This window comes from Burkholderia sp. SJZ089 (assembly GCF_007828315.1).
Lineage (GTDB): Bacteria > Pseudomonadota > Gammaproteobacteria > Burkholderiales > Burkholderiaceae > Burkholderia > Burkholderia gladioli.
This window is the reverse complement of record NZ_VIUM01000016.1, coordinates 146606-164711: the sequence shown is the minus strand read 5'-3', so window position 1 is coordinate 164711 and position 18106 is coordinate 146606. Positions and strand designations below refer to the sequence as shown.

Annotated in this window: 17 protein-coding genes; 13 read left to right on the top strand and 4 right to left on the bottom strand. The window is 70.7% G+C overall.

The annotated features are described in order from the left end of the window. Positions 1–204: 204 nt before the first annotated feature. Positions 205–981 (bottom strand): RNA methyltransferase, encoded by a 777-nt coding sequence (locus FB600_RS27130; RefSeq protein WP_013698603.1) that lies wholly within the window; start codon positions 979–981, stop codon positions 205–207. 353 nt (positions 982–1334) lie between these two features. Here FB600_RS27130 and FB600_RS27125 point away from each other — a divergent pair, with 353 nt between their 5' ends. The 10 genes from FB600_RS27125 to FB600_RS27080 all read left to right on the top strand — a co-directional run bounded on the left by FB600_RS27125 (position 1335) and on the right by FB600_RS27080 (position 12193). Beyond that, the gene (locus tag FB600_RS27125; RefSeq protein ID WP_013698604.1) at positions 1335–2147 is read left to right on the top strand and encodes an inositol monophosphatase family protein; all 813 of its coding nucleotides are present in this window, start codon (positions 1335–1337) and stop codon (positions 2145–2147) included. A gap of 304 nt (positions 2148–2451) precedes the next feature. Then, positions 2452–4482: an allophanate hydrolase gene (atzF, locus tag FB600_RS27120; RefSeq protein ID WP_145757687.1), complete on the top strand. Its 2031-nt coding sequence runs from the start codon at positions 2452–2454 to the stop codon at positions 4480–4482. A gap of 19 nt (positions 4483–4501) precedes the next feature. Continuing rightward, positions 4502–5599: a BMP family ABC transporter substrate-binding protein gene (locus FB600_RS27115; RefSeq protein WP_013698606.1), complete on the top strand. Its 1098-nt coding sequence runs from the start codon at positions 4502–4504 to the stop codon at positions 5597–5599. A gap of 64 nt (positions 5600–5663) precedes the next feature. Beyond that, a complete protein-coding gene (locus FB600_RS27110; RefSeq protein WP_145757686.1) occupies positions 5664–6800 on the top strand; it encodes an ABC transporter permease in 1137 nt (378 codons plus the stop codon). Next, complete coding sequence (locus FB600_RS27105; RefSeq protein ID WP_013698608.1) at positions 6793–7722, top strand: ABC transporter permease; 930 nt, start codon at positions 6793–6795, stop codon at positions 7720–7722. Before FB600_RS27110 ends, FB600_RS27105 begins: the two co-directional genes overlap by 8 nt. 27 nt (positions 7723–7749) lie before the next feature. Further along, positions 7750–8448, top strand: a complete 699-nt coding sequence (locus FB600_RS27100; protein WP_036050193.1) for a cysteine hydrolase family protein — start codon at positions 7750–7752, stop codon at positions 8446–8448. Then, positions 8448–10301 (top strand): ABC transporter ATP-binding protein, encoded by a 1854-nt coding sequence (locus FB600_RS27095; protein ID WP_145757694.1) that lies wholly within the window; start codon positions 8448–8450, stop codon positions 10299–10301. Before FB600_RS27100 ends, FB600_RS27095 begins: the two co-directional genes overlap by 1 nt. Before the next feature lie 16 nt (positions 10302–10317). Next, positions 10318–11016 (top strand): cysteine hydrolase family protein, encoded by a 699-nt coding sequence (locus FB600_RS27090; RefSeq protein WP_145757685.1) that lies wholly within the window; start codon positions 10318–10320, stop codon positions 11014–11016. Continuing rightward, positions 11013–11459: an oxalurate catabolism protein HpxZ gene (gene hpxZ, locus FB600_RS27085; RefSeq protein ID WP_096748569.1), complete on the top strand. Its 447-nt coding sequence runs from the start codon at positions 11013–11015 to the stop codon at positions 11457–11459. Before FB600_RS27090 ends, hpxZ begins: the two co-directional genes overlap by 4 nt. After that, positions 11456–12193, top strand: a complete 738-nt coding sequence (locus tag FB600_RS27080) for a GntR family transcriptional regulator (RefSeq protein WP_013698613.1) — start codon at positions 11456–11458, stop codon at positions 12191–12193. Before hpxZ ends, FB600_RS27080 begins: the two co-directional genes overlap by 4 nt. Positions 12194–12280: 87 nt before the next feature. On the opposite strand, the gene FB600_RS27075 is transcribed toward FB600_RS27080, so the two are convergent. Both FB600_RS27075 and kdgT read right to left on the bottom strand, forming a co-directional pair. Next, positions 12281–12901: an HAD family hydrolase gene (locus FB600_RS27075; RefSeq protein ID WP_096748568.1), complete on the bottom strand. Its 621-nt coding sequence runs from the start codon at positions 12899–12901 to the stop codon at positions 12281–12283. Between the two features lie 183 nt (positions 12902–13084). Continuing rightward, positions 13085–14110 carry a 2-keto-3-deoxygluconate transporter gene (gene kdgT, locus FB600_RS27070; protein WP_098153855.1) on the bottom strand — a complete coding sequence of 342 codons (1026 nt, stop codon included), beginning with the start codon at positions 14108–14110 and terminating at the stop codon, positions 13085–13087. Positions 14111–14377: 267 nt separating this feature from the next. Here kdgT and kduI point away from each other — a divergent pair, with 267 nt between their 5' ends. From kduI to kdgR, 3 genes are all read left to right on the top strand, one after another. Beyond that, entirely contained in the window at positions 14378–15214 is an 837-nt protein-coding gene (gene kduI, locus FB600_RS27065) for a 5-dehydro-4-deoxy-D-glucuronate isomerase (RefSeq protein ID WP_013698616.1), read from the top strand. Positions 15215–15278: 64 nt separating this feature from the next. Next, positions 15279–16040 (top strand): 2-dehydro-3-deoxy-D-gluconate 5-dehydrogenase KduD, encoded by a 762-nt coding sequence (gene kduD, locus FB600_RS27060; protein ID WP_096748566.1) that lies wholly within the window; start codon positions 15279–15281, stop codon positions 16038–16040. Positions 16041–16103: 63 nt separating this feature from the next. Then, on the top strand, positions 16104–16940 hold the full coding sequence (kdgR, locus tag FB600_RS27055) for a DNA-binding transcriptional regulator KdgR (RefSeq protein WP_013698618.1): 837 nt from the start codon (positions 16104–16106) through the stop codon (positions 16938–16940). A 42-nt stretch (positions 16941–16982) separates the two neighbouring features. On the opposite strand, the gene FB600_RS27050 is transcribed toward kdgR, so the two are convergent. Further along, entirely contained in the window at positions 16983–17972 is a 990-nt protein-coding gene (locus tag FB600_RS27050; RefSeq protein ID WP_145757684.1) for a LysR family transcriptional regulator, read from the bottom strand. Between the last annotated feature and the right edge of the window lie 134 nt (positions 17973–18106).

The window sequence follows — 18106 nt, the reverse complement described above, 5'->3', positions numbered from 1 at the left end:
TATGCCTTATCGCCATTTGCTTATGACGCGCGACGATTGTAGGGCGACTCGCGCGCGGCTGCTGGCGACGGATTTTGTCCCCATCGGCGCCGGGGGTATTCGCCGGCGCGCATCGCGGCTAGGCTCGGAGAATCCTCAGGAACGCCAAGCAAGCGCCGGGCGCCTGCCGCCGTCGACGGCGGCCTCGGCGCCCGTGCCCGAGGCTCAGTGCTCGCCGCCCGACTTCATCAGGATGTGCTTGGCGACGCCACGCAGGATGTTGACCTCCTCGCGCTCCAGCCCGGCGCGCGAGAACAGCCGCCGCAGCCGCGGCATCAGCTTCTTGGGATTGCGCGGATCGAGGAACTCGAGCGCGACCAGCGCCTGCTCCAGATGGGCGAACATCTTCTCGATCTCGTCGGCCTGCGCCAGCGTGCCGGCGGCACCGTCGTGGTGCTCGGCGGCCTGGCCCTCCAGCAGCGCGACGCGCAGCTCGTAGGCCAGCACCTGGATCGCCTGCGACAGGTTCAGCGAGCTGTAATCGGGATTGGCGGGGATATGCGCGATCGCGCTGCAGCGCTCGACATGCTCGTTCGACAGGCCGACGCGCTCGTTGCCGAACACGAAGGCGATCTCGCCGCCGTCGAGCTGGCGCCGCGCCTCGCCGGCGGCGGCGCGCGGCGCCAGCCGCGGCGGCCCGTATTCGCGGCTGCGCGCGGTCAGCGCGGCCGACCAGGACACGCCGGCCAGCGCCTCGTCGAGCGTGGCCACGATGCGGGTGGCGGCCAGCACGTCGTCGGCGCCGCTGGCCATCGCGATCGCCTCCGGGTCGGCCAGCACCTCGGCCACGCGCGGCGCGACCAGCACCAGTTGCGAGAAGCCCATGGTCTTCAGCGCGCGGGCGGCGGCGCCGACATTGCCGGGATGGCTGGGCTCGACGAGCACGAAGCGCGCGGCACGGAAGGCTTGCGGCGGGGCGGGGATCGGGGGCGAAATGTCCAACGTCGATGGGTCCGGCTGAGAAAACGGCAAGGAAATGGGAAACAATCGGGAAACGAACAGGCGGTATGGTATCGCCAACGCCGTCCCAATCCCACCCGTCCGAACGGCCGGGCCGGCGGCCCCGGGCGCGAGACAGTCGGAAAAACGCCGCGACTCGGGTAAAATGCCGCTTTCCGCGCTCGCCGGCCGCCCCGTCTCCCCGTTTTCCGAGGCTGTCCGCCGCCTGGCGCCCCGTTCTTTGCCAATTCGCGTCTTCCGTCGACGAAACGTCCGTCCGCCTTGCGGCGGGCGCGCTTCGCCGGTTCCAGTCACCTCGTGGCGGCCCCGTGCCGCCGGCTACAGGATCCAGCTCCATGCATCCCATGCTCAATATTGCTGTCAAGGCTGCGCGCCGCGCCGGACAGATCATCAACCGCGCCTCGCTCGATCTCGACATGATCGAGATCCGCAAGAAGCAGCAGAACGATTTCGTGACGGAAGTCGACAAGGCCTCGGAAGAGGCCATCATCGATACGCTGAAGACGGCCTACCCCGACCACGCGATCCTCGCCGAGGAATCGGGCAAGTCGGACAACGAGTCCGAATTCGTCTGGATCATCGATCCGCTCGACGGCACCACCAACTTCATCCACGGCTTCCCCTACTACTGCGTCTCGATCGCGCTCGCGCATCGCGGCGTGGTCCAGCAGGCGGTGGTCTACGACCCGAACAACAACGACCTGTTCACGGCCACCCGCGGCCGCGGCGCCTTCCTGAACGACCGCCGGATCCGCGTCGGCCGCCGCGACCGCCTGTCGGACGCGCTGGTCGGCACGGGCTTCCCGTTCCGCGAGAAGGACGGCCTCGAGGCCTACACGCGCCTGTTCGTCGAGATGACCCAGGCCTGCACGGGGCTGCGCCGCCCGGGCGCGGCCGCGCTGGACCTGGCCAATGTCGCCGCAGGGCGCCTGGACGCCTTCTTCGAGCAGGGCATCAGCGCCTGGGACATGGCCGCGGGCAGCCTGCTGATCACCGAGGCCGGCGGCCTGGTCGGCAACTACCACGGCGACGCCGACTTCCTCGACCGTCATGAGATCGTCGCGGCGAACCCGAAGATCTACGCGCAGATGATCCCGATCCTGAACCGCTACTCGCGCGTCGGCGGCGAGGCACCGGCCCAGCAGTAAGCATCGGCGCCGGGCAGCACGGCCCGCATCCCCCGGGATGCGGGCCGTTGTCGTTTACGGCCGGCCGCATCGATCACGCCGCGCACCAGGATCGGACGTCCGCACCATTTCGGACGCCGCCGCGCACCAGCCGCGCAGTCCGCCGCCGATGCGATCGAAACGCGTCGCACCCGGGCCCGCTCGCTCCTGCCTCCCGCCGAGCCTTGCCCGGCAAGCCTTCCCCGCCTTCCCGCCGCTCACGCCGGCGCCCCTGGCACGCAACATGCATCTTGAACGCCATCTTGAATACAAGATTGAGTTCCGAATGCCAGACCGACAACGCACCTCGATGACCACCCTGCTCGCCGACTACGCGGCAGGCACGCTGACCGTCGCGAACCGGATCGACGCGGCGCTCGCCGCGCTCGAGGCGATGGACCGCCCCGAAGCCTGGATCCACCGCGTCGACCCCGCCGAACTGCATGCTCGCGCGGCCGAACTCGACGCGCTGCGCGCCGCGCACGGCCCCGCCGTCGTCGAGCGCATGCCGCTGTTCGGCGTGCCCTTCGCCGTCAAGGACAACATCGACGTGGCCGGCCTGCCGACCACCGCCGCCTGCCCCGCCTTCGCGAGCACGCCGGCCGAATCGGCCCAGGTGGTCGCGCTGCTGCTGGCCGCCGGCGCGGTGCTGATCGGCAAGACCAACCTCGACCAGTTCGCCACCGGCCTGGTGGGCGTGCGCTCGCCCTATGGCGCGGTGCGCCAGGTCGACCATCCCGACTACGTCTCGGGCGGTTCCAGTTCGGGTTCGGCGGTAGCGGTGGCGGGCGGCGCGGTGGCCTTCTCGCTGGGCACCGACACGGCCGGCTCGGGCCGCGTGCCGGCCGGCTTCAACGGCATCGTCGGGCTCAAGCCGACGCTCGGCCTGCTCAGCAAGCGCGGCGTGGTGCCGGCCTGCCGCACGCTCGATACCGTGTCGATCTTCGCGCCCGAGGTGGAAGACGCCTGGCGCGTGCTCGGCGTGCTGGCCCGCTTCGACGCGGCCGATCCCTATTCGCGCGCGGTGCCCTCGCTCGGCCTGCCGAACCGCGCCTGGCGCATCGGCGTGCCGGCCCAGCCCGAATTCTTCGACGACGCGCAGGCCGAGGCCGCCTACATGCAGACGCTGCGCCACCTGGCCACCGACCTGCTGGCCGACCCGGTCGCCGTCGACATGGCGCCCTTGAACGCCGTCGCGCGCCTGCTCTACGACGGCCCCTGGGTAGCCGAGCGGCGCGCCGCGATCGGCGGCTTCCTCGACACCGAGCGCGAGGCGATGGACCCGGTGGTGGCCGCGGTGGTGGCGCGCGCCGATGCCTTCAGCGCCGTCGACGCGTTCAACGCCCAATACGAACTGGCCGAGCTGCGCCGCGCCGCCGAGGCGATCTTCGCCGAACTCGACGTGCTGATCGTGCCGAGCGCGCCGACCCATCCGACCATCGCCCAGGTTCGCGCCGATCCGATCGCCGTCAACAGCCGGCTGGGCTACTACACCAACTTCGTCAACCTGCTCGACCTGTGCGCGCTGGCGATCCCCGCCCTGCCGCGCGCCGACGGCCTGCCGGCCGGCATCACGCTGATCGGCAAGGCGGGCGCCGATCACCAGCTCGCCACGCTCGGCCGCGCGCTGGTGGCGCGGTTGGCTGCGCAATCCGGCGCTCGCACGGGCGCGCAAACGGCTGCTCCGTCGCCCTCTTCGGCGGGCGCGTCATCGACCCTGTCATCGGCCCTTTCATCGACTGCTGGATCGCCGGCTTCATCAGCCTCCCTGCCCGGCTCGCAATCGGGCGCGCGCCCCGCCGATACGTCCGCCAGTCAGCCCTCGACATCCGGCCCGGCAGCCGAACCCCTGCCGCCGCTGCCCGCCAACGAGCCCACCCTGATCGTCGCCGTGGTCGGCGCGCACCTGCGCGGCCAGCCACTCAACGGCCAGTTGCTCGAAGCCGGTGCGCGCTTCGTCGAAGCCACCGTCACCAGCGCCGACTATCGCCTCTATGCACTGGCCGGCACCACCCCGCCCAAGCCGGCCCTGGTCCACAGCCCCGGCGACGCCGACGGCCGCGCGATCGCGATCGAACTGTGGGAGCTGCCGCTGCGCCTGTTCGGCGGCCTGGTCGCCCAGGTGCCGGCGCCGCTGGGCATCGGCACGGTGCGCGTGGCCGACGGCCGCGCGGTGAAGGGCTTCATCTGCGAGCCGGCAGCGCTCGCCGCCGGCCGCGCGCTGGACATCACGGCCCACGGCGGCTGGCTCGCCTACCTGCGCGAGCACGCCGCGCCGACGAGCGCCGCCACCTCCTCCCTCCCCCTGAACGCCTGACGCTGAACGAGAACGCCTCATGACCACACGCCGCCATTTCCTCCACACCGCGGGCGCCCTCGCGCTCGGCGCGATGCTGCCGCTCGAGCGGGCGCTGGCCGCCTCCGGGCTCACCGTCGGCGCGCTCTATGTCGGCGCGCGCGGCGACTACGGCTACAACCAGGCGCAGGCCGCCGCCACCAACGTGATCCGCAAGCTGCCCGGCGTGAAGATCGTCGAGGAGGAGAACGTGCCCGAGACCATCGCCGCGCAGAAGTCGATGGCCGCGATGATCGAGCAGGACGGCGCGAGCCTGGTGTTCGCCACCTCGTTCGGCTATTTCGACCCGCACGTGCTGAAGATGGCGGCCAAGTATCCGAAGGTGCGCTTCGCGCATTGCGGCGGGCTCTGGAAGGCGGGCAACCCGGCCAACATCACCAGCTATTTCGGCTACATCGACGAGTGCGAGTACCTGAGCGGCGTGGTGGCCGGCCACATGACGAAGACGAAGAAACTCGGCTTCGTGGCCGCCAAGCCGATCCCGCAGGTGCTGCGCAACATCAACGCCTTCACGCTCGGCGCGCAGTCGGTCGATCCGTCGATCACCACGCACGTGATCTTCACCGGCGACTGGTCGATGCCGGTCAAGGAAGCCGAATCGGCCAACAGCCTGGTCGACCAGGGCTGCGACGTGCTGACCTGCCACGTCGACGGCCCCAAGGTGGTGATCGAAACCGCCGAGAAGCGCGGCGCGATGAGCTGCGGCTATCACGCCAACCAGTCGGCGCTCGCGCCCAAGGGCTACCTGACCGGCGCCGAATGGGACTGGGCCACGCCCTACACGCAGCTGGTGCAGGCCGTCCAGGCCGGCAAGACGCCGCCCAACGTGATGCGCGGCGGCCTCAAGGAAGGCTACGTGAAGCCCTCGCCCTACGGCGCGAAGGTGACGCCCGCCGCGAAGCAGGCGGCCGACGCGGTGAAGGCCAGGATGCAGGCCGGCGACTTCGTGATCTTCAAGGGCCCGCTCAAGGACAACAAGGGCGGCACCGCGATCGCGGCCGGCGTGAGCCATGCGCAGACCGACATCGTGCTGGAGAGCATGAACTACCTGGTGGCCGGCGTGGTGGGCCAGATCTGATGAAGGCGCCGACCGACCGCGCCCGATCAGGAGCCCGATCAGGAGCCCGATCAGGAGCCCGACCATGCGCCTGAATCCGCTCGCCGCGCGCTGCGCGCTCGCGCTGCTGCCGGCCCTGCCGACGCTGGCCGCGCTGGCGGCCACCGTGCTGCTGTTCGCGGCCTTCCTGGCCGCCGCGCACGCCCCGGCGCTCGATGCGCTGGGCCTGATCGCGCAAGGCGCGTTCGGCTCCTCGTTCGCCTGGCAGAACACGCTGCTGCGCGCAGCCCCCCTGATGCTGACCGCGCTGTGCGTGGCGCTGCCGGCCCAGGTCGGGCTGATCGTGATCGGCGGCGAGGGCGCGCTGGCGCTGGGCGGCCTGGCCAGCGCGGCGGTGCCGCTGCTGCTGCCGGCCGGCACGCCGCCCTGGCTCGGGCTGGCCGCGATGGCGGTTGCCGCGATGCTGGCCGGCGGCCTGTGGATCGGCGCGGCCGGCGCGCTGCGCCAGTGGCGCGGCGTCAACGAGACGATCAGCAGCCTGCTGCTGTCCTATATCGCGATCGCGGTGTTCAAGTTCCTGGTGGAAGGGCCGCTGCGCGACCCGGCCAGCCTCAACAAGCCCTCCACGCGGCCGATCCCCGACGCCTTCGCGATCGGCTCGCTGCCCGGCCTCGACGTGCACTGGGGCCTGCTGTGGGGCGCGCTGGCCTGCCTCGCGGCCTGGGTGCTGGTGCGCCACGCCACCCAGGGTTTCGCGATGCGCATCGTCGGCGGCAACCCGCGCGCGGCGCGCCTGGCCGGGCTGCCGGTGGCGCGCCTCACCTTGCTGGCCTGCACGCTCGGCGGCGCGGCCGCGGGCCTGGCCGGCCTGTTCGAGACCGCGGCCGTGCAGGGCGCGGCCAATGCCTCGCTGCTGGTCGGCTACGGCTACGGCGGCATCCTGGTGGCCTTCGCGGCGCGCCACAACCCGCTCGCGATCGTGCTCTGCGCGATCGGCATCGGCGGCATGGAGGCCAGCGGCAGCCTGCTGCAGCGGCGCCTGGACCTGCCCGATGCCACCACCCTGGTGCTGCAGGGCCTGCTGTTCGCCAACCTGCTCGCCTTCGAGGCGCTCGGCCCGCGCCTGGCCGCCTGGCGCCTGAAGCTGCAGGACACGGCCCGCGCCGCCCGGCCGCTCGACACCGACACAGCACTCGCCACCATGGAGAACACCCATGCCTGAGCTGCATTCGCCCCTGGCGATCCTGCTGTTGTCGCTGGCGGCCGGCGCGATCCGCGTCAGCACGCCCTACCTGTTCGTGAGCCTCGGCGAATGCCTGACCGAGAAGGCCGGCCGCGTCAACCTGGGCCTGGAAGGCGTGCTGGTCTCGGGCGCCATGACCGGCTACGCCACCGCCTGCCTGAGCGGCTCGCCCTGGCTCGGGGTGCTCGCCGCGGCCGGCGCCGGCCTGCTGCTGGGCGCGCTGCACGGCCTGGTCTGCTCGCTGCCGCGCGTCTCGGACATCGCCTTCGGCATCGCGCTGATGCTGCTCGGCACGGGCCTGGCCTTCTTCCTCGGCAAGCCCTTCATCGAGCCGCAGGCGCCGATGCTGGGCTCGCTCGATCTCGGCCGCTGGGCCGCCGGCCTGCCGCAACTGCACAACGCGCTGCGCATCAGCCCGCTGTTCCTGCTCGGCATCGTGCTGGCGCTCGCGCTGCAATGGGGCCTGCGCCACACGCGCTGGGGCATGGTGCTGCGCCTGGTGGGCGACCACGCCGAAACCGCGCGCGCGCTCGGCTACCACGGCACGCGGGTGCGGATCGCGGCCACCTCGGTGGGCGGCGCGCTGGCCGCGGTGGGCGGCGCCTACCTGTCGCTGGTCTACCCGGGAAGCTGGAACGAGGGGCTGTCGAGCGGCCAGGGCCTGATGGCCGTGGCGCTGGTGATCTTCGCGCGCTGGCAGCCGCTGCGCTGCCTGGCCGCCTCGCTGCTGTTCGGCGCGGCCGGCGCGCTCGGCCCGGCCCTGCAGGCGATCGGCGTGACCGCCGGCTACGACCTCTGGAACGCCGCGCCCTATGTGCTGACGCTGGCCATCATGATCCTCCACTGCCGTCCCGATCGCCGCTTCGCCGGCGCGCCGGGCGAGCTGAGCCTCACGCGCTGACGCGCATCGCCAAGGAACGCCTCACCGATGAACCGCCATATCGAAGCCAAACCCTATCCCTGGCCCTATGACGGCGCGCTGCGCCCCGACAACACCGCCCTGGTCGTGATCGACATGCAGACCGATTTCTGCGGCCACGGCGGCTACGTCGACAAGATGGGCTACGACCTGTCGCTCACGCGCGCGCCGATCGAACCGATCGGCCGCGTGCTGGCGGCGATGCGCGCGCAGGGCTACACCATCATCCATACCCGCGAAGGCCATCGCCCCGACCTCTCCGACCTGCCCGCCAACAAGCGCTGGCGCAGCCGCCAGGCCGGCACCGACGGCGTCGGCATCGGCGACGACGGCCCCTGCGGGCGGATCCTGGTGCGCGGCGAGCCGGGCTGGGAAATCATCGAGGAACTCGCGCCGCTCGCCGGCGAGGTGGTGATCGACAAACCCGGCAAGGGCTCGTTCTACGCCACCGACCTGGAGCTGATCCTGCGCACGCGCGGCATCGCCAACCTGATCCTGACCGGCATCACCACCGACGTGTGCGTCCACACCACCATGCGCGAGGCCAACGATCGCGGCTTCGAGTGCGTGATACTGGCCGACTGCTGCGGCGCCACCGATCCCGCCAACCACGCCGCCGCCTTGCACATGGTGACCATGCAGGGCGGCGTGTTCGGCGCGGTGTCGAGCTCGGCGGCCCTGCTCGCCACGCTGGGAGCCGCGTCGTGATGCGCCGCGTGGCGCGCCCGATCGGCGCCGCCGGCGCCGCCGATGCGCTGGACGCCGCCAACGGCCGCGCGCTCGGCATCGAGGTGATCGGCGCGAGCAAGTCGTTCGGCGCGTTCCGCGCGCTCGACCAGGTCTCGCTGAAGATCGCGCCGGGCAGCGTGCATGCGCTGCTCGGCGAGAACGGCGCGGGCAAGAGCACCCTGGTGAAGGGCCTGGTCGGCTACGGGCCGCTCGACGCGGGGCAGATCATCGCCGGCACGCGCGAGGTGCGGATCGCCTCGCCGCGCGACGCGCAGGCGCTCGACATCGGCATGGTCTACCAGCACTTCACGCTGGCCGCGGGCATGTCGGTGGAGGAAAACCTGCTGCTCGCGCGCGCCGCGCTGCCCTGGCGCATCGACTGGCGCGCCGAGCGCGGCCGCCTGGAACGCTTCCTGGCGCGCATGCCGTTCCGGCTAAGGCTGGATGCGCCCGTGTCCAGCCTCGCGGCGGGCGAGAAGCAGAAGCTGGAGATCCTCAAGCAGCTCTACCTGGAGCGGCGCTTCCTGATCCTCGACGAGCCGACCTCGGTGCTCACGCCGCAGGAAGCCGACGAGGTGCTCGGCCTGATGCGCGAGCTGGCCAGCGCGCGCGTGCTGACGGTGCTGATGATCACCCACAAATTTCGCGAGGTGCTCGATTTCGCCGACGCGGTGACGGTGCTGCGCAAGGGCCGCGCGGTGGCGCAGGCGAACGTGGCCGATACCAGCCGCGACGAGCTGGCGGCCTGGATGATGGGCGTGGAGACGGCGGCACGAGAAGCGGCCGATGACGCGACCACGAATGCGACGATTGCGACGACAAGCGCATCGGCAAACTTGACGACAAGCGCGGCGAAAAACGCGGCAACGAGCGCAACGACGATCGCGACGACAGGCGCCGTGACGAGCGCGACCTCCAGCCCCGCCGCATCCCTGCCCGACACGACACTCGCGGCGCGCGCCACGCGCCGCCCCTGCCTCGCCGACGCGCCGATCGGCCTCGAGGCCAGCGGCCTCACGGTGCGCGACGACCTCGGCCTGCCGGCCGTGCGCGAGCTCTCGCTGGCGGTGCGTCGCGGCGAGATCCTCGGCATCGCCGGCGTCTCCGGCAACGGCCAGAAGGCCCTGGTCGAGGCCCTGATCGGCCAGCGCCAGCCGGCGGCGGGACGCATGGCGGTGGGCGGCCGCCCCTATCGCGCCACCCGCGAGGAGATGCGCGAGCGCCGCGTGTTCGCGATCCCCGAGGAGCCGCTGCGCAATGCCTGCATCGCCTCGATGAGCGTGGCCGAGAACCTCGCGCTGCGCGACTTCGACCGCGCGCCGCTGCGCGCGCAAGGCTGGCGTCTCGACCGGCGCGCGCTGCGCCGGCGCGCGGCCGAGCGCATCGCCGAATTCAAGGTCAGCCCGCCGCTGCCCGAGCGCGCGATCGGCACCCTGTCGGGCGGCAACGTGCAGCGCGCCGTGCTGGCGCGCGAGCTGGGCCAGCCGGTGGAGGTGCTGATCGTCGCCAACCCGGTGTTCGGCCTCGACTTCGCCTCGGTGGCCGACATCCACGCGCGCCTGCTCGCCGCGCGCGAGGCCGGCGCCGCGATCCTGCTGGTCAGCGAGGATCTCGACGAGCTGCTGGCGCTGTCGGACCGGATCGCCGTGATGTCGGCGGGACGGCTGGTGTTCGAGACCGAGGCGGCCGGCGCCGATCGCGCCGTGCTGGGCCGCCACATGGCCGGGCACGACGAGGCCGACGAGCCTGCCGCGTCTTCCGGCAGGCCCGGCGCCGCGCACGCGCATCGCGAGCCGGCCCGGCCGGCCGATGCGCCGGGCACCCATCGCTGAAAGAGAGAACATCCCGATGCACTTCGAGGTCCCCGCCCGCCCCGCGCCCTATCGCTACGACCCGGCGCATACCGCGCTGATCGTGATCGACATGCAGCGCGACTTCATCGAGCCCGGCGGTTTCGGCGCCGCGCTCGGCAACGACGTCGCGCCGCTGGCCGCGATCGTGCCGAGCGTGGCCGCCCTGCTCGCCTTCGCGCGCGAGCAGCGCTGGAGCGTGGTGCATACGCGCGAATCGCACGCGCCCGACCTGTCCGATTGCCCGCCCGCCAAGCGCCTGCGCGGCGCGCCCAACCTGCGCATCGGCGACAGCGGCCCGATGGGCCGCATCCTGGTGCGCGGCGAGCCCGGCAACCAGATCGTCGAGGCGCTCGCGCCGCTGGCCGGCGAAACGGTGATCGACAAACCCGGCAAGGGCGCCTTCCACGCCACCGCGCTCGACGCGCTGCTGCGCGAGCGCGGCATCACGCACCTGGTGTTCGCGGGCGTGACCACCGAGGTCTGCGTGCAGACCTCGATGCGCGAGGCCAACGACCGCGGCTACGACTGCCTGCTGGTGGAAGATGCCACCGCCAGCTACTTCCCGGCCTTCAAGGCCGCTTGTCTCGAAATGATAAGCTCGCAGGGCGGCATCGTCGGCTGGACCGCGCCGCTGGCCGCCCTGCTCGAAGCGGCCCCGCTGCCCGCCGCCCCATCCGCCAGCCCACAGCCATGACCATCGAACTGAATCGCCCCGAGATCCTTGCCGAAGTGCGCGCGGCCTTCGAGGCCTACGAGCGCGCGCTGGTCGACAACGATGTGCCGACCATGGACGCGCTGTTCTGGAACGCGCCCGAGGTGGTGCGCTACGGCATCGCCGAGATCCAGCACGGCGGCGCGGCGATCCGCGCCTGGCGCGCGAGCTGCGAGCCGGTGCCGCCCTCGCGCCGCCTGCATCGCACCGTGATCACCAGCTTCGGCGGCGAGCACGCGACCGTCAGCACCGAATTCAGCAGCGACGCCACCACCCTGCTGGGCCGTCAGATGCAGACCTGGGCGCGCCTCGACGGGACCGACACGCTGCATCGCGGCTGGCGCATCGTCGCCGCGCACGTGAGCCTGATCGACGCGCCCGAGCCGCGCGCCGCGCACTCCTCCACCGGACCCAGCCCAGCGTGAGCGATTCCCCTCTCTCCCCCGGGCTCGCCGACGACGAGCAGGCGGTCAATCGCGCCAACCCGCTCGCCGAGCAGGTCTACCAGCAATTGAAGAGCGATATCTTCGGCTTCCGGCTGCTGCCGGGCGACCGCTTCTCCGAAACCGATATCGCCCGGCATTACGGCGTATCGCGCACGCCGATGCGCGACGGGCTGTTCCGGCTGCAGCGCGAGGGTTATCTGGAGGTGGGTTTCCGGCGCGGCTGGAAGGTCGCGCCGATCGACTTCGCCCAGCTCGACCAGCTCTACGAGCTGCGCATCGTGCTGGAGCTCGCCGCGATCGAGCGGCTCACGGCCGGCGCCGGCAACTGGGCCGATGCGCTGGCCACGCTGCACGCCACCTGGTGCGTCGCGCCCGAGGCGCGCGAGACCGATCCCGCCGAGATGTTCCGCATGGACGAAGCCTTCCACCGCCAGTTGGTGGCGGCTACCGGCAATGCCGAGATGCTGCGCGTGCATAACGAGGTGACCGAGCGGATCCGCATCGTGCGGCGGCTCGACTTCCTGAAGGCGCATCGCACCTCGGCCACCTACGAGGAACACGCCAAGATGATCCGCCTGCTGGAGCGCGGCGCGATCGCCGAGGCCGGCATGCTGCTGCGCGCCCACATCACGCAGAGCCGGCTGGAAGTGCGCAAGATCACGCTGTCGATGCTGGCCGAGGCGCGCGGCAGCAAGCTGCCCTTCGTGCTCTAGCTGCGTGCTCTAGCTGCGTGCTCTGGCGCCGTGCTGCAGCCGCACGCGCGCGCCATCGCCGATCGACCGGCGCGCGATGCCCGGCGCTCAGGCCTCGATCGGCCCCATCGGCCCCTGGCCGCGAATCCACGACCAGTCGGCGCGCTCGGCCATCTCCTTGTCGCCGCGGCTGTCGCCATAGGCATAGAGCTTCGCGGGCGGCTCATCGCCCCACCAGGCCGCGAGCCGCACCACCTTCTGCGGTCCCCAGCAGTTCTCGCCGTCGAAGCGCCCCGCGAAGACGCCGTCCCGCCAGGCCAGCCGCGTGGCCAGCACCGCGTCGAGACCGAGGGTGGCGGCCCACTTCTCCAGGTACAGCGAGGGCGAGGCGCTCACCAGCACCACCTGGTGGCCGCGCGCCTGATGCTCGCGCACGCGCTCGAGCATCTCGGGACGCACCAGCGTGGGCAGCTCGGTCTGCACGAAGGCGGTGGCCAGCGCATCGAGCTCGCGCGCCGGCATCGGCCCGAAGGCGAACCAGGCGAAGCGCGCCTTGGCCGCGCCGCGCGAGATCAGCCCGGTCTTCATGGCGAGGATCCAGGGCAGCGCGCGCAGGCCCGCGCAGGCGAAACGGCGGGTGCCGACGGCTCGCCGGACGAAGTGCTGGAAGCTGTCGGCGGTGGTGATGGTGCCGTCGAAATCGAAGGCGGCGACGATGCGGTCGGTCATGGATTCGGGGGCGGGAGAAAGCAGGGAAACGCGTGCGACCCCGGAAGATAGCAAATTTGCGCGGCCGGCTCGCCAAAACGACAAGGCCGGAGCGCACATGCGGCCCGGCCTCTCGCCCGTCGCGGCGAATCCGCGACGGCGCGCGCCGCCTCTGCCGATGGCGCGCTTGCCCTCCTGCGAGCCTCAGATATGGCCCTGGTGCCCCGACACGCCGACCTGCTGCAGCTTCGCATCGGCCGCGGCCGCGTTGCTGGCCGGCAGGTTGCGGCTGAAGCGGCGCGCCCAGATCGCGGTGACGATCGGCACCAGGATCGCGGTGATCAGGCAGGCGGTGGCCACCGTGGCGGTGGCGGCCGGCACCAGCGGCTTGAACCTGGGTACCATCTCGCCGATGATGGCCGGATTCGCCACCGCGGCGCCCGCGGTCGACGAGGCGGCGATGCCGGCCGTGCCGTTGCCGCCGCCGATGAAGCGGTCGGCCAGGATCAGCGGAATGCCGGTGACGATGATCACGGCCACGCCGAGGATGATGCCCGGGATGCCGCTCTTGACGATCACGTGAAGGTCGATGCCGTTGCCGAGCGCGAAGCCGAAGAACGGAATCAGCGGATGCACGCAGCGGCCGAACAGGTCGCGCAGGTCGCGATCGAGGTTGCCCAGCGCGAAGCCGATCAGGAACGGCAGCACCGCGCCCACGAACAGGCGCGGCTCGAACACCGCCACGCCGGCCGCGCCGAGGATCGTCATGCTGACCAGCGGCCCCGATTCGAGCGACATCAGCACGAAGGCGCCGGCCTCCTCACGCGTGCCGTACTGCTGCATCACGGCCGCGTAGAGCCCGCCGTTGGTCATGTCCATCGAGGCCACGATGGCGAGGATCGAGAGCCCGGCGAACAGCCCCCCCTTCACCCCGTCGTCGGGAATGAACTGCGCGCAGATCAGGGTGACCAGCCAGGCCACCAGCGTCTTGGTCACCACCAGGGTGCCCGACTTGCGCAGCACCACCCCGGTGGCGCGCAGGTCGATGGTGGCGCCCATGCAGAAGAACCACACCGCGAGGATCGGCACCGTGCCGGCGATCAGCCCGTTGGTAAACGAGCCGAAGTATTTCCCCGCATCCGGCGCGAAGGTGTGGACGCAGGCGCCCAGCACCATGGGCACCAGCATCAGGCCGCCCGGTACGCGATCGATCGCTTTCTTGATATTCACAAGGTTCTCCATCCATGGACGTTCGCGTCCGTTGTCGAATCCGCCGTCTCCCCGACGTGATTTCGGAACGTTATTCCATTCTGTGATCGCCTTACATCGCGGTTAACCCTGCAATTGCCGACCGTCACTCAAGCAAACCATCGGCTGTCCCGCCCGTTTCGAAAAAATATATGGAACAACGTTCCGATTTTTATTCGACTGTGATCTAATGCGGAACACGCAAAGGGGCCCCGGCGCCCCGCCTCATCGATCCCCAGGAGACAGCAGATGGAAGTCCGCCAGGCCATACACAGCGAACACGCGAAAACTCTCGATACCGCCGGCTTGCGGCGCCACTTCCTGGTCGAACAGGTGTTCGAGGCCGACGCGCTCAAGCTGACCTACAGCCATATCGACCGCATCATCGTCGGCGGCGCCTTCCCGGCCACCCGCGCGGTGGAGGTGCCCAACGCGCTGGGCAAGACCATCGGCGTGGAGCACCTGCTGGACCGGCGCGAGCTGGGCGCGATCAACATCGGCGGCGACGGCTGGGTGGAGGTGGACGGCCAGCGCCACGCGGTGCGCTTCGAGGAGGCGATCTACATCGGCCAGGGCACGCAGTCGGTGGTGTTCGGCAGCGACGATGCCGCCCGCCCCGCCAAGTTCTACCTGAACTGCGCGCCGGCCCACACCCGCTACCCGACGCGCGTGATCACGCTGCAGCAGGCCTCGCCGGAAACGCTGGGCGACCCGTCCACCAGCAACCGCCGCACCATCTACAAGTTCATCGTTCCGGAAGTGGTGCAGACCTGCCAGCTCTCGATGGGCATGACCAAGCTGGAGCCGGGCAACCTGTGGAACACCATGCCCTGCCACACCCACGAGCGCCGCATGGAGGTGTATTTCTACTTCGGCATGCAGGAGAACTCGGCGGTGTTCCATATGTGCGGCGAGCCGCAGGAAACGCGCCACATCCTGGTCCACAACGAGCAGGCGGTGATCTCGCCGAGCTGGTCGATCCACTCGGGCGTGGGCACCCAGGCCTATACCTTCATCTGGGGCATGGTCGGCGAGAACCAGGTGTTCAAGGACATGGACCACGTCAAGATCGGCGAGCTGCGCTGAAGCACGGCCGCCCGGCCCGCGCCGGGCGTCGCCCGATCCATCACTGGCAATCGAGAGGAGCCCCATGCCAGCCAATTTCTTCGACCTGACCGGCAAGGTCGCGGTCGTCACCGGTTGCAATACCGGCCTGGGCGCCGGGATGGCGATCGCGCTCGCCGAGGCGGGCTGCGACATCGCCGGCGTCAACCGCGGCGCGCCCGACGAGACCATGGCGCGCGTCGAGTCGCTCGGCCGCCGCTTCCTCGATCTGCGCGCCGACCTGTCGAGCACGCAGCCGATCGACGACGTGGTGAACGCCACGGTCGAGGCCTTCGGCCGCATCGACGTGCTGGTCAACAACGCCGGCATCATCCGCCGCAACGACGCGCTCGCGTTCACCGAGGAGGACTGGGACCTGGTGATCGACACCAACCTGAAGACGGTGTTCTTCCTCGCGCAGGCGGTGGCGCGCCAGTTCGTCAAGCAGGACGGGCCCGGCAAGATCATCAACGTGGCCTCGATGCTGTCGTTCCAGGGCGGCATCCGGGTGCCCTCCTACACCGCCTCGAAAAGCGGCGTGCTGGGCTTGACGCGCCTGCTCGCCAACGAATGGGCCTCGCGCGGCATCAACGTCAATGCGATCGCGCCCGGCTACATGGAAACCAACAACACCACGCAGCTGCGGCACGACGCGCAGCGCAACGAGGAAATCGTCGGCCGCATCCCGGCCGGGCGCTGGGGCGTGCCGGGCGACCTGGCCGGCCCCGTGGTGTTTCTCGCCTCGCCCGCCTCCGACTACGTGCACGGCCACACGCTGGCCGTGGACGGCGGCTGGCTGGCCCGCTGATTCAACTCCGACCCGGGACGCGCTATGCTCACGCCTGAATCAAATTCGAGGGATGGTCTGCACATGGAAGCGATGCTCAGGCGCCGGAAGGACGAGGCCGCCTCCCGGGCGCGGAACGACGAAGGCGGCGAGAAGACGGAATCGGCCTCGGCCGCGGGCAAGGTGTTCGCCGTGCTGGAAGCGCTCGGCGCGCACGGGCCGATCGGCATCAGCGAGCTGTCGAACCGGCTCGACATGTCGAAGACCACGGTCCACCGTTTTCTGCAGACGCTGAAGACGCTCGGCTTCGTCGCGCAGGAGGACGAGACCGAGCGCTACCGGCTGACGATCCGGCTGTTCGAGCTCGGCTCGCAGGCGCTGGAGAGCGTCGACCTGGTGCGCGAGGCGGACGTGGAGATGCGCCGCATCGGGCGCCTGACGCGCGAGGCGCTGCACCTGGGCGCCTTCGACGAAGACCACATCATCTACATCCACAAGATCGACGCCGACTACGGGCTGCGCATGCACTCGCGGATCGGCCGCACCAATCCGCTCTACAGCACCGCGATCGGCAAGGTGCTGCTGGCCTGGATGGCGCCCGAGGAGGCGCGCGAGGCGCTCTCGCGCATCGAGTTCCGCAAGTCCACGCAGAAGACGCTGGCCTCGGCCGAGGCGGTCTGGAGCATCCTGCCGCACGTGCGCGAGCAGGGTTACGGCGAGGACAACGAGGAACAGGAAGACGGGCTGGTGTGCCTGGCGGTGCCGGTGTTCGACCGCTTCGGGCGGGTGATCGCCGGGCTGTCGATCTCGTTTCCGACCATGCGCTGCGGCGCCGACACCAAGGCGCATTACGTGGCCCTGCTCAAGCAGGCGGGGCAGGTGATCTCCTCGAAGCTCGGTTATCGCGGCGAGCCGCTCTGAGCGGCGGCGGCGCGCCAGCCCGAACCCAGGCATGACGAACGATCAGGCGGCCCGGCGGGCCGCCTTTCTTTTTGGCGCGGGCGCGGGCGCGGGTGCGGCCGGCTCGTGGCTCGCCGAGGCGAAGGACACGTCGTGCGCGACCTCGCGCATCAGGCGACGGAACCACATCAGCGCCGGGTCGTGCTCCTGGAAGCGGTTGTACTGCACCACCTCGGCCAGCTTCGGGATCGCGAACGGGCAGCGCAGCACGCGCAGCGAGGGCGAGGCGCGCTGCAGCAGGGTGGCCAGCCGCGTCTGCAGCGTCGCCACGCGCTGCGTGCCGTGCAACAGGTGCGGCACCACCTGGAAGGTTTCGGCCGTCACCTCGGCACGGCGCCGGTAACCCAGATCGAGCACGGCGCGGCTGTCCAGCGTGACGATCGCGCCGCCGGCCCACTCCATGATCACGTGCCCCAGCTCCAGGTAGCGCTCCAGCGTCAGGCGGCGCCCCACCTGCTGGTTGCCGTCCCACACCAGGCAGGACCAGCCGTCCTCGAACAGCGGCTCCGAGGGATAGGCCGCGCCGGCGCGGAAATCCGGCGTGATCAGCAGGTCGATCTCGCCGTTCTCGAGATGGACCAGGCCGAGCGTGGCGGCGGTACGCACCCGGAAGCGCATGTTCGGCGCCTCGATCGAGGCGCGCCGCAGCACCTCGCCGAGGAACACGCTGATCACATAATCGGAAGCCTCGATCACCAGGGTGCGGTCCGAGCTGCCCGGATCGAAGCGGGGCGCGTCGTGGGTGATCGACTGGATCTGCCGGAGCACCTCGCGCACCGGCTGGCGCAGATTCTCGGCGCGCGAGGTCGGCACCAGGGTCTTGCCCACCGGCACCAGCAGCTCGTCGTCGAAATACTCGCGCAGCCGGGCCAGCGCGCAACTGGTCGCCGACTGGCTGAGGAACAGCCGCTGGGCCGCCTGGGTCACGCTGCGCGCGTCGAGCAGCGCATCGAGCACCACCAACTGGTTCAGGTCGAGCTTGTTGAAACGCATGGCGGCGGCTCCATTGATGGCCTCAATACATCGGGCGCGAACAATCAATTTTACACAGGCTCGGCGCGCGGGCATCGTGCGGATTCACGCCGCTCCCGGCGCGTCGCCACCGCCTCCTCCCAGCCAAGGAACCG

Excerpts from the sequence above, each read along its gene's own strand:
- kduI (WP_013698616.1), top strand. The coding sequence starts at position 14,378 with ATGGAAGTCCGCCAGGCCATACACAGCGAACACGCGAAAACTCTCGAT.
- kdgR (WP_013698618.1), top strand. The coding sequence starts at position 16,104 with ATGGAAGCGATGCTCAGGCGCCGGAAGGACGAGGCCGCCTCCCGGGCG.
- FB600_RS27095 (WP_145757694.1), top strand. The coding sequence starts at position 8,448 with ATGCGCCGCGTGGCGCGCCCGATCGGCGCCGCCGGCGCCGCCGATGCG.
- FB600_RS27110 (WP_145757686.1), top strand. The coding sequence starts at position 5,664 with ATGCGCCTGAATCCGCTCGCCGCGCGCTGCGCGCTCGCGCTGCTGCCG.
- FB600_RS27100 (WP_036050193.1), top strand. The coding sequence starts at position 7,750 with ATGAACCGCCATATCGAAGCCAAACCCTATCCCTGGCCCTATGACGGC.
- FB600_RS27125 (WP_013698604.1), top strand. The coding sequence starts at position 1,335 with ATGCATCCCATGCTCAATATTGCTGTCAAGGCTGCGCGCCGCGCCGGA.
- FB600_RS27075 (WP_096748568.1), bottom strand. The coding sequence starts at position 12,901 with ATGACCGACCGCATCGTCGCCGCCTTCGATTTCGACGGCACCATCACC.
- hpxZ (WP_096748569.1), top strand. The coding sequence starts at position 11,013 with ATGACCATCGAACTGAATCGCCCCGAGATCCTTGCCGAAGTGCGCGCG.
- FB600_RS27050 (WP_145757684.1), bottom strand. The coding sequence starts at position 17,972 with ATGCGTTTCAACAAGCTCGACCTGAACCAGTTGGTGGTGCTCGATGCG.
- atzF (WP_145757687.1), top strand. The coding sequence starts at position 2,452 with ATGCCAGACCGACAACGCACCTCGATGACCACCCTGCTCGCCGACTAC.
- FB600_RS27115 (WP_013698606.1), top strand. The coding sequence starts at position 4,502 with ATGACCACACGCCGCCATTTCCTCCACACCGCGGGCGCCCTCGCGCTC.
- FB600_RS27105 (WP_013698608.1), top strand. The coding sequence starts at position 6,793 with ATGCCTGAGCTGCATTCGCCCCTGGCGATCCTGCTGTTGTCGCTGGCG.
- kduD (WP_096748566.1), top strand. The coding sequence starts at position 15,279 with ATGCCAGCCAATTTCTTCGACCTGACCGGCAAGGTCGCGGTCGTCACC.
- FB600_RS27090 (WP_145757685.1), top strand. The coding sequence starts at position 10,318 with ATGCACTTCGAGGTCCCCGCCCGCCCCGCGCCCTATCGCTACGACCCG.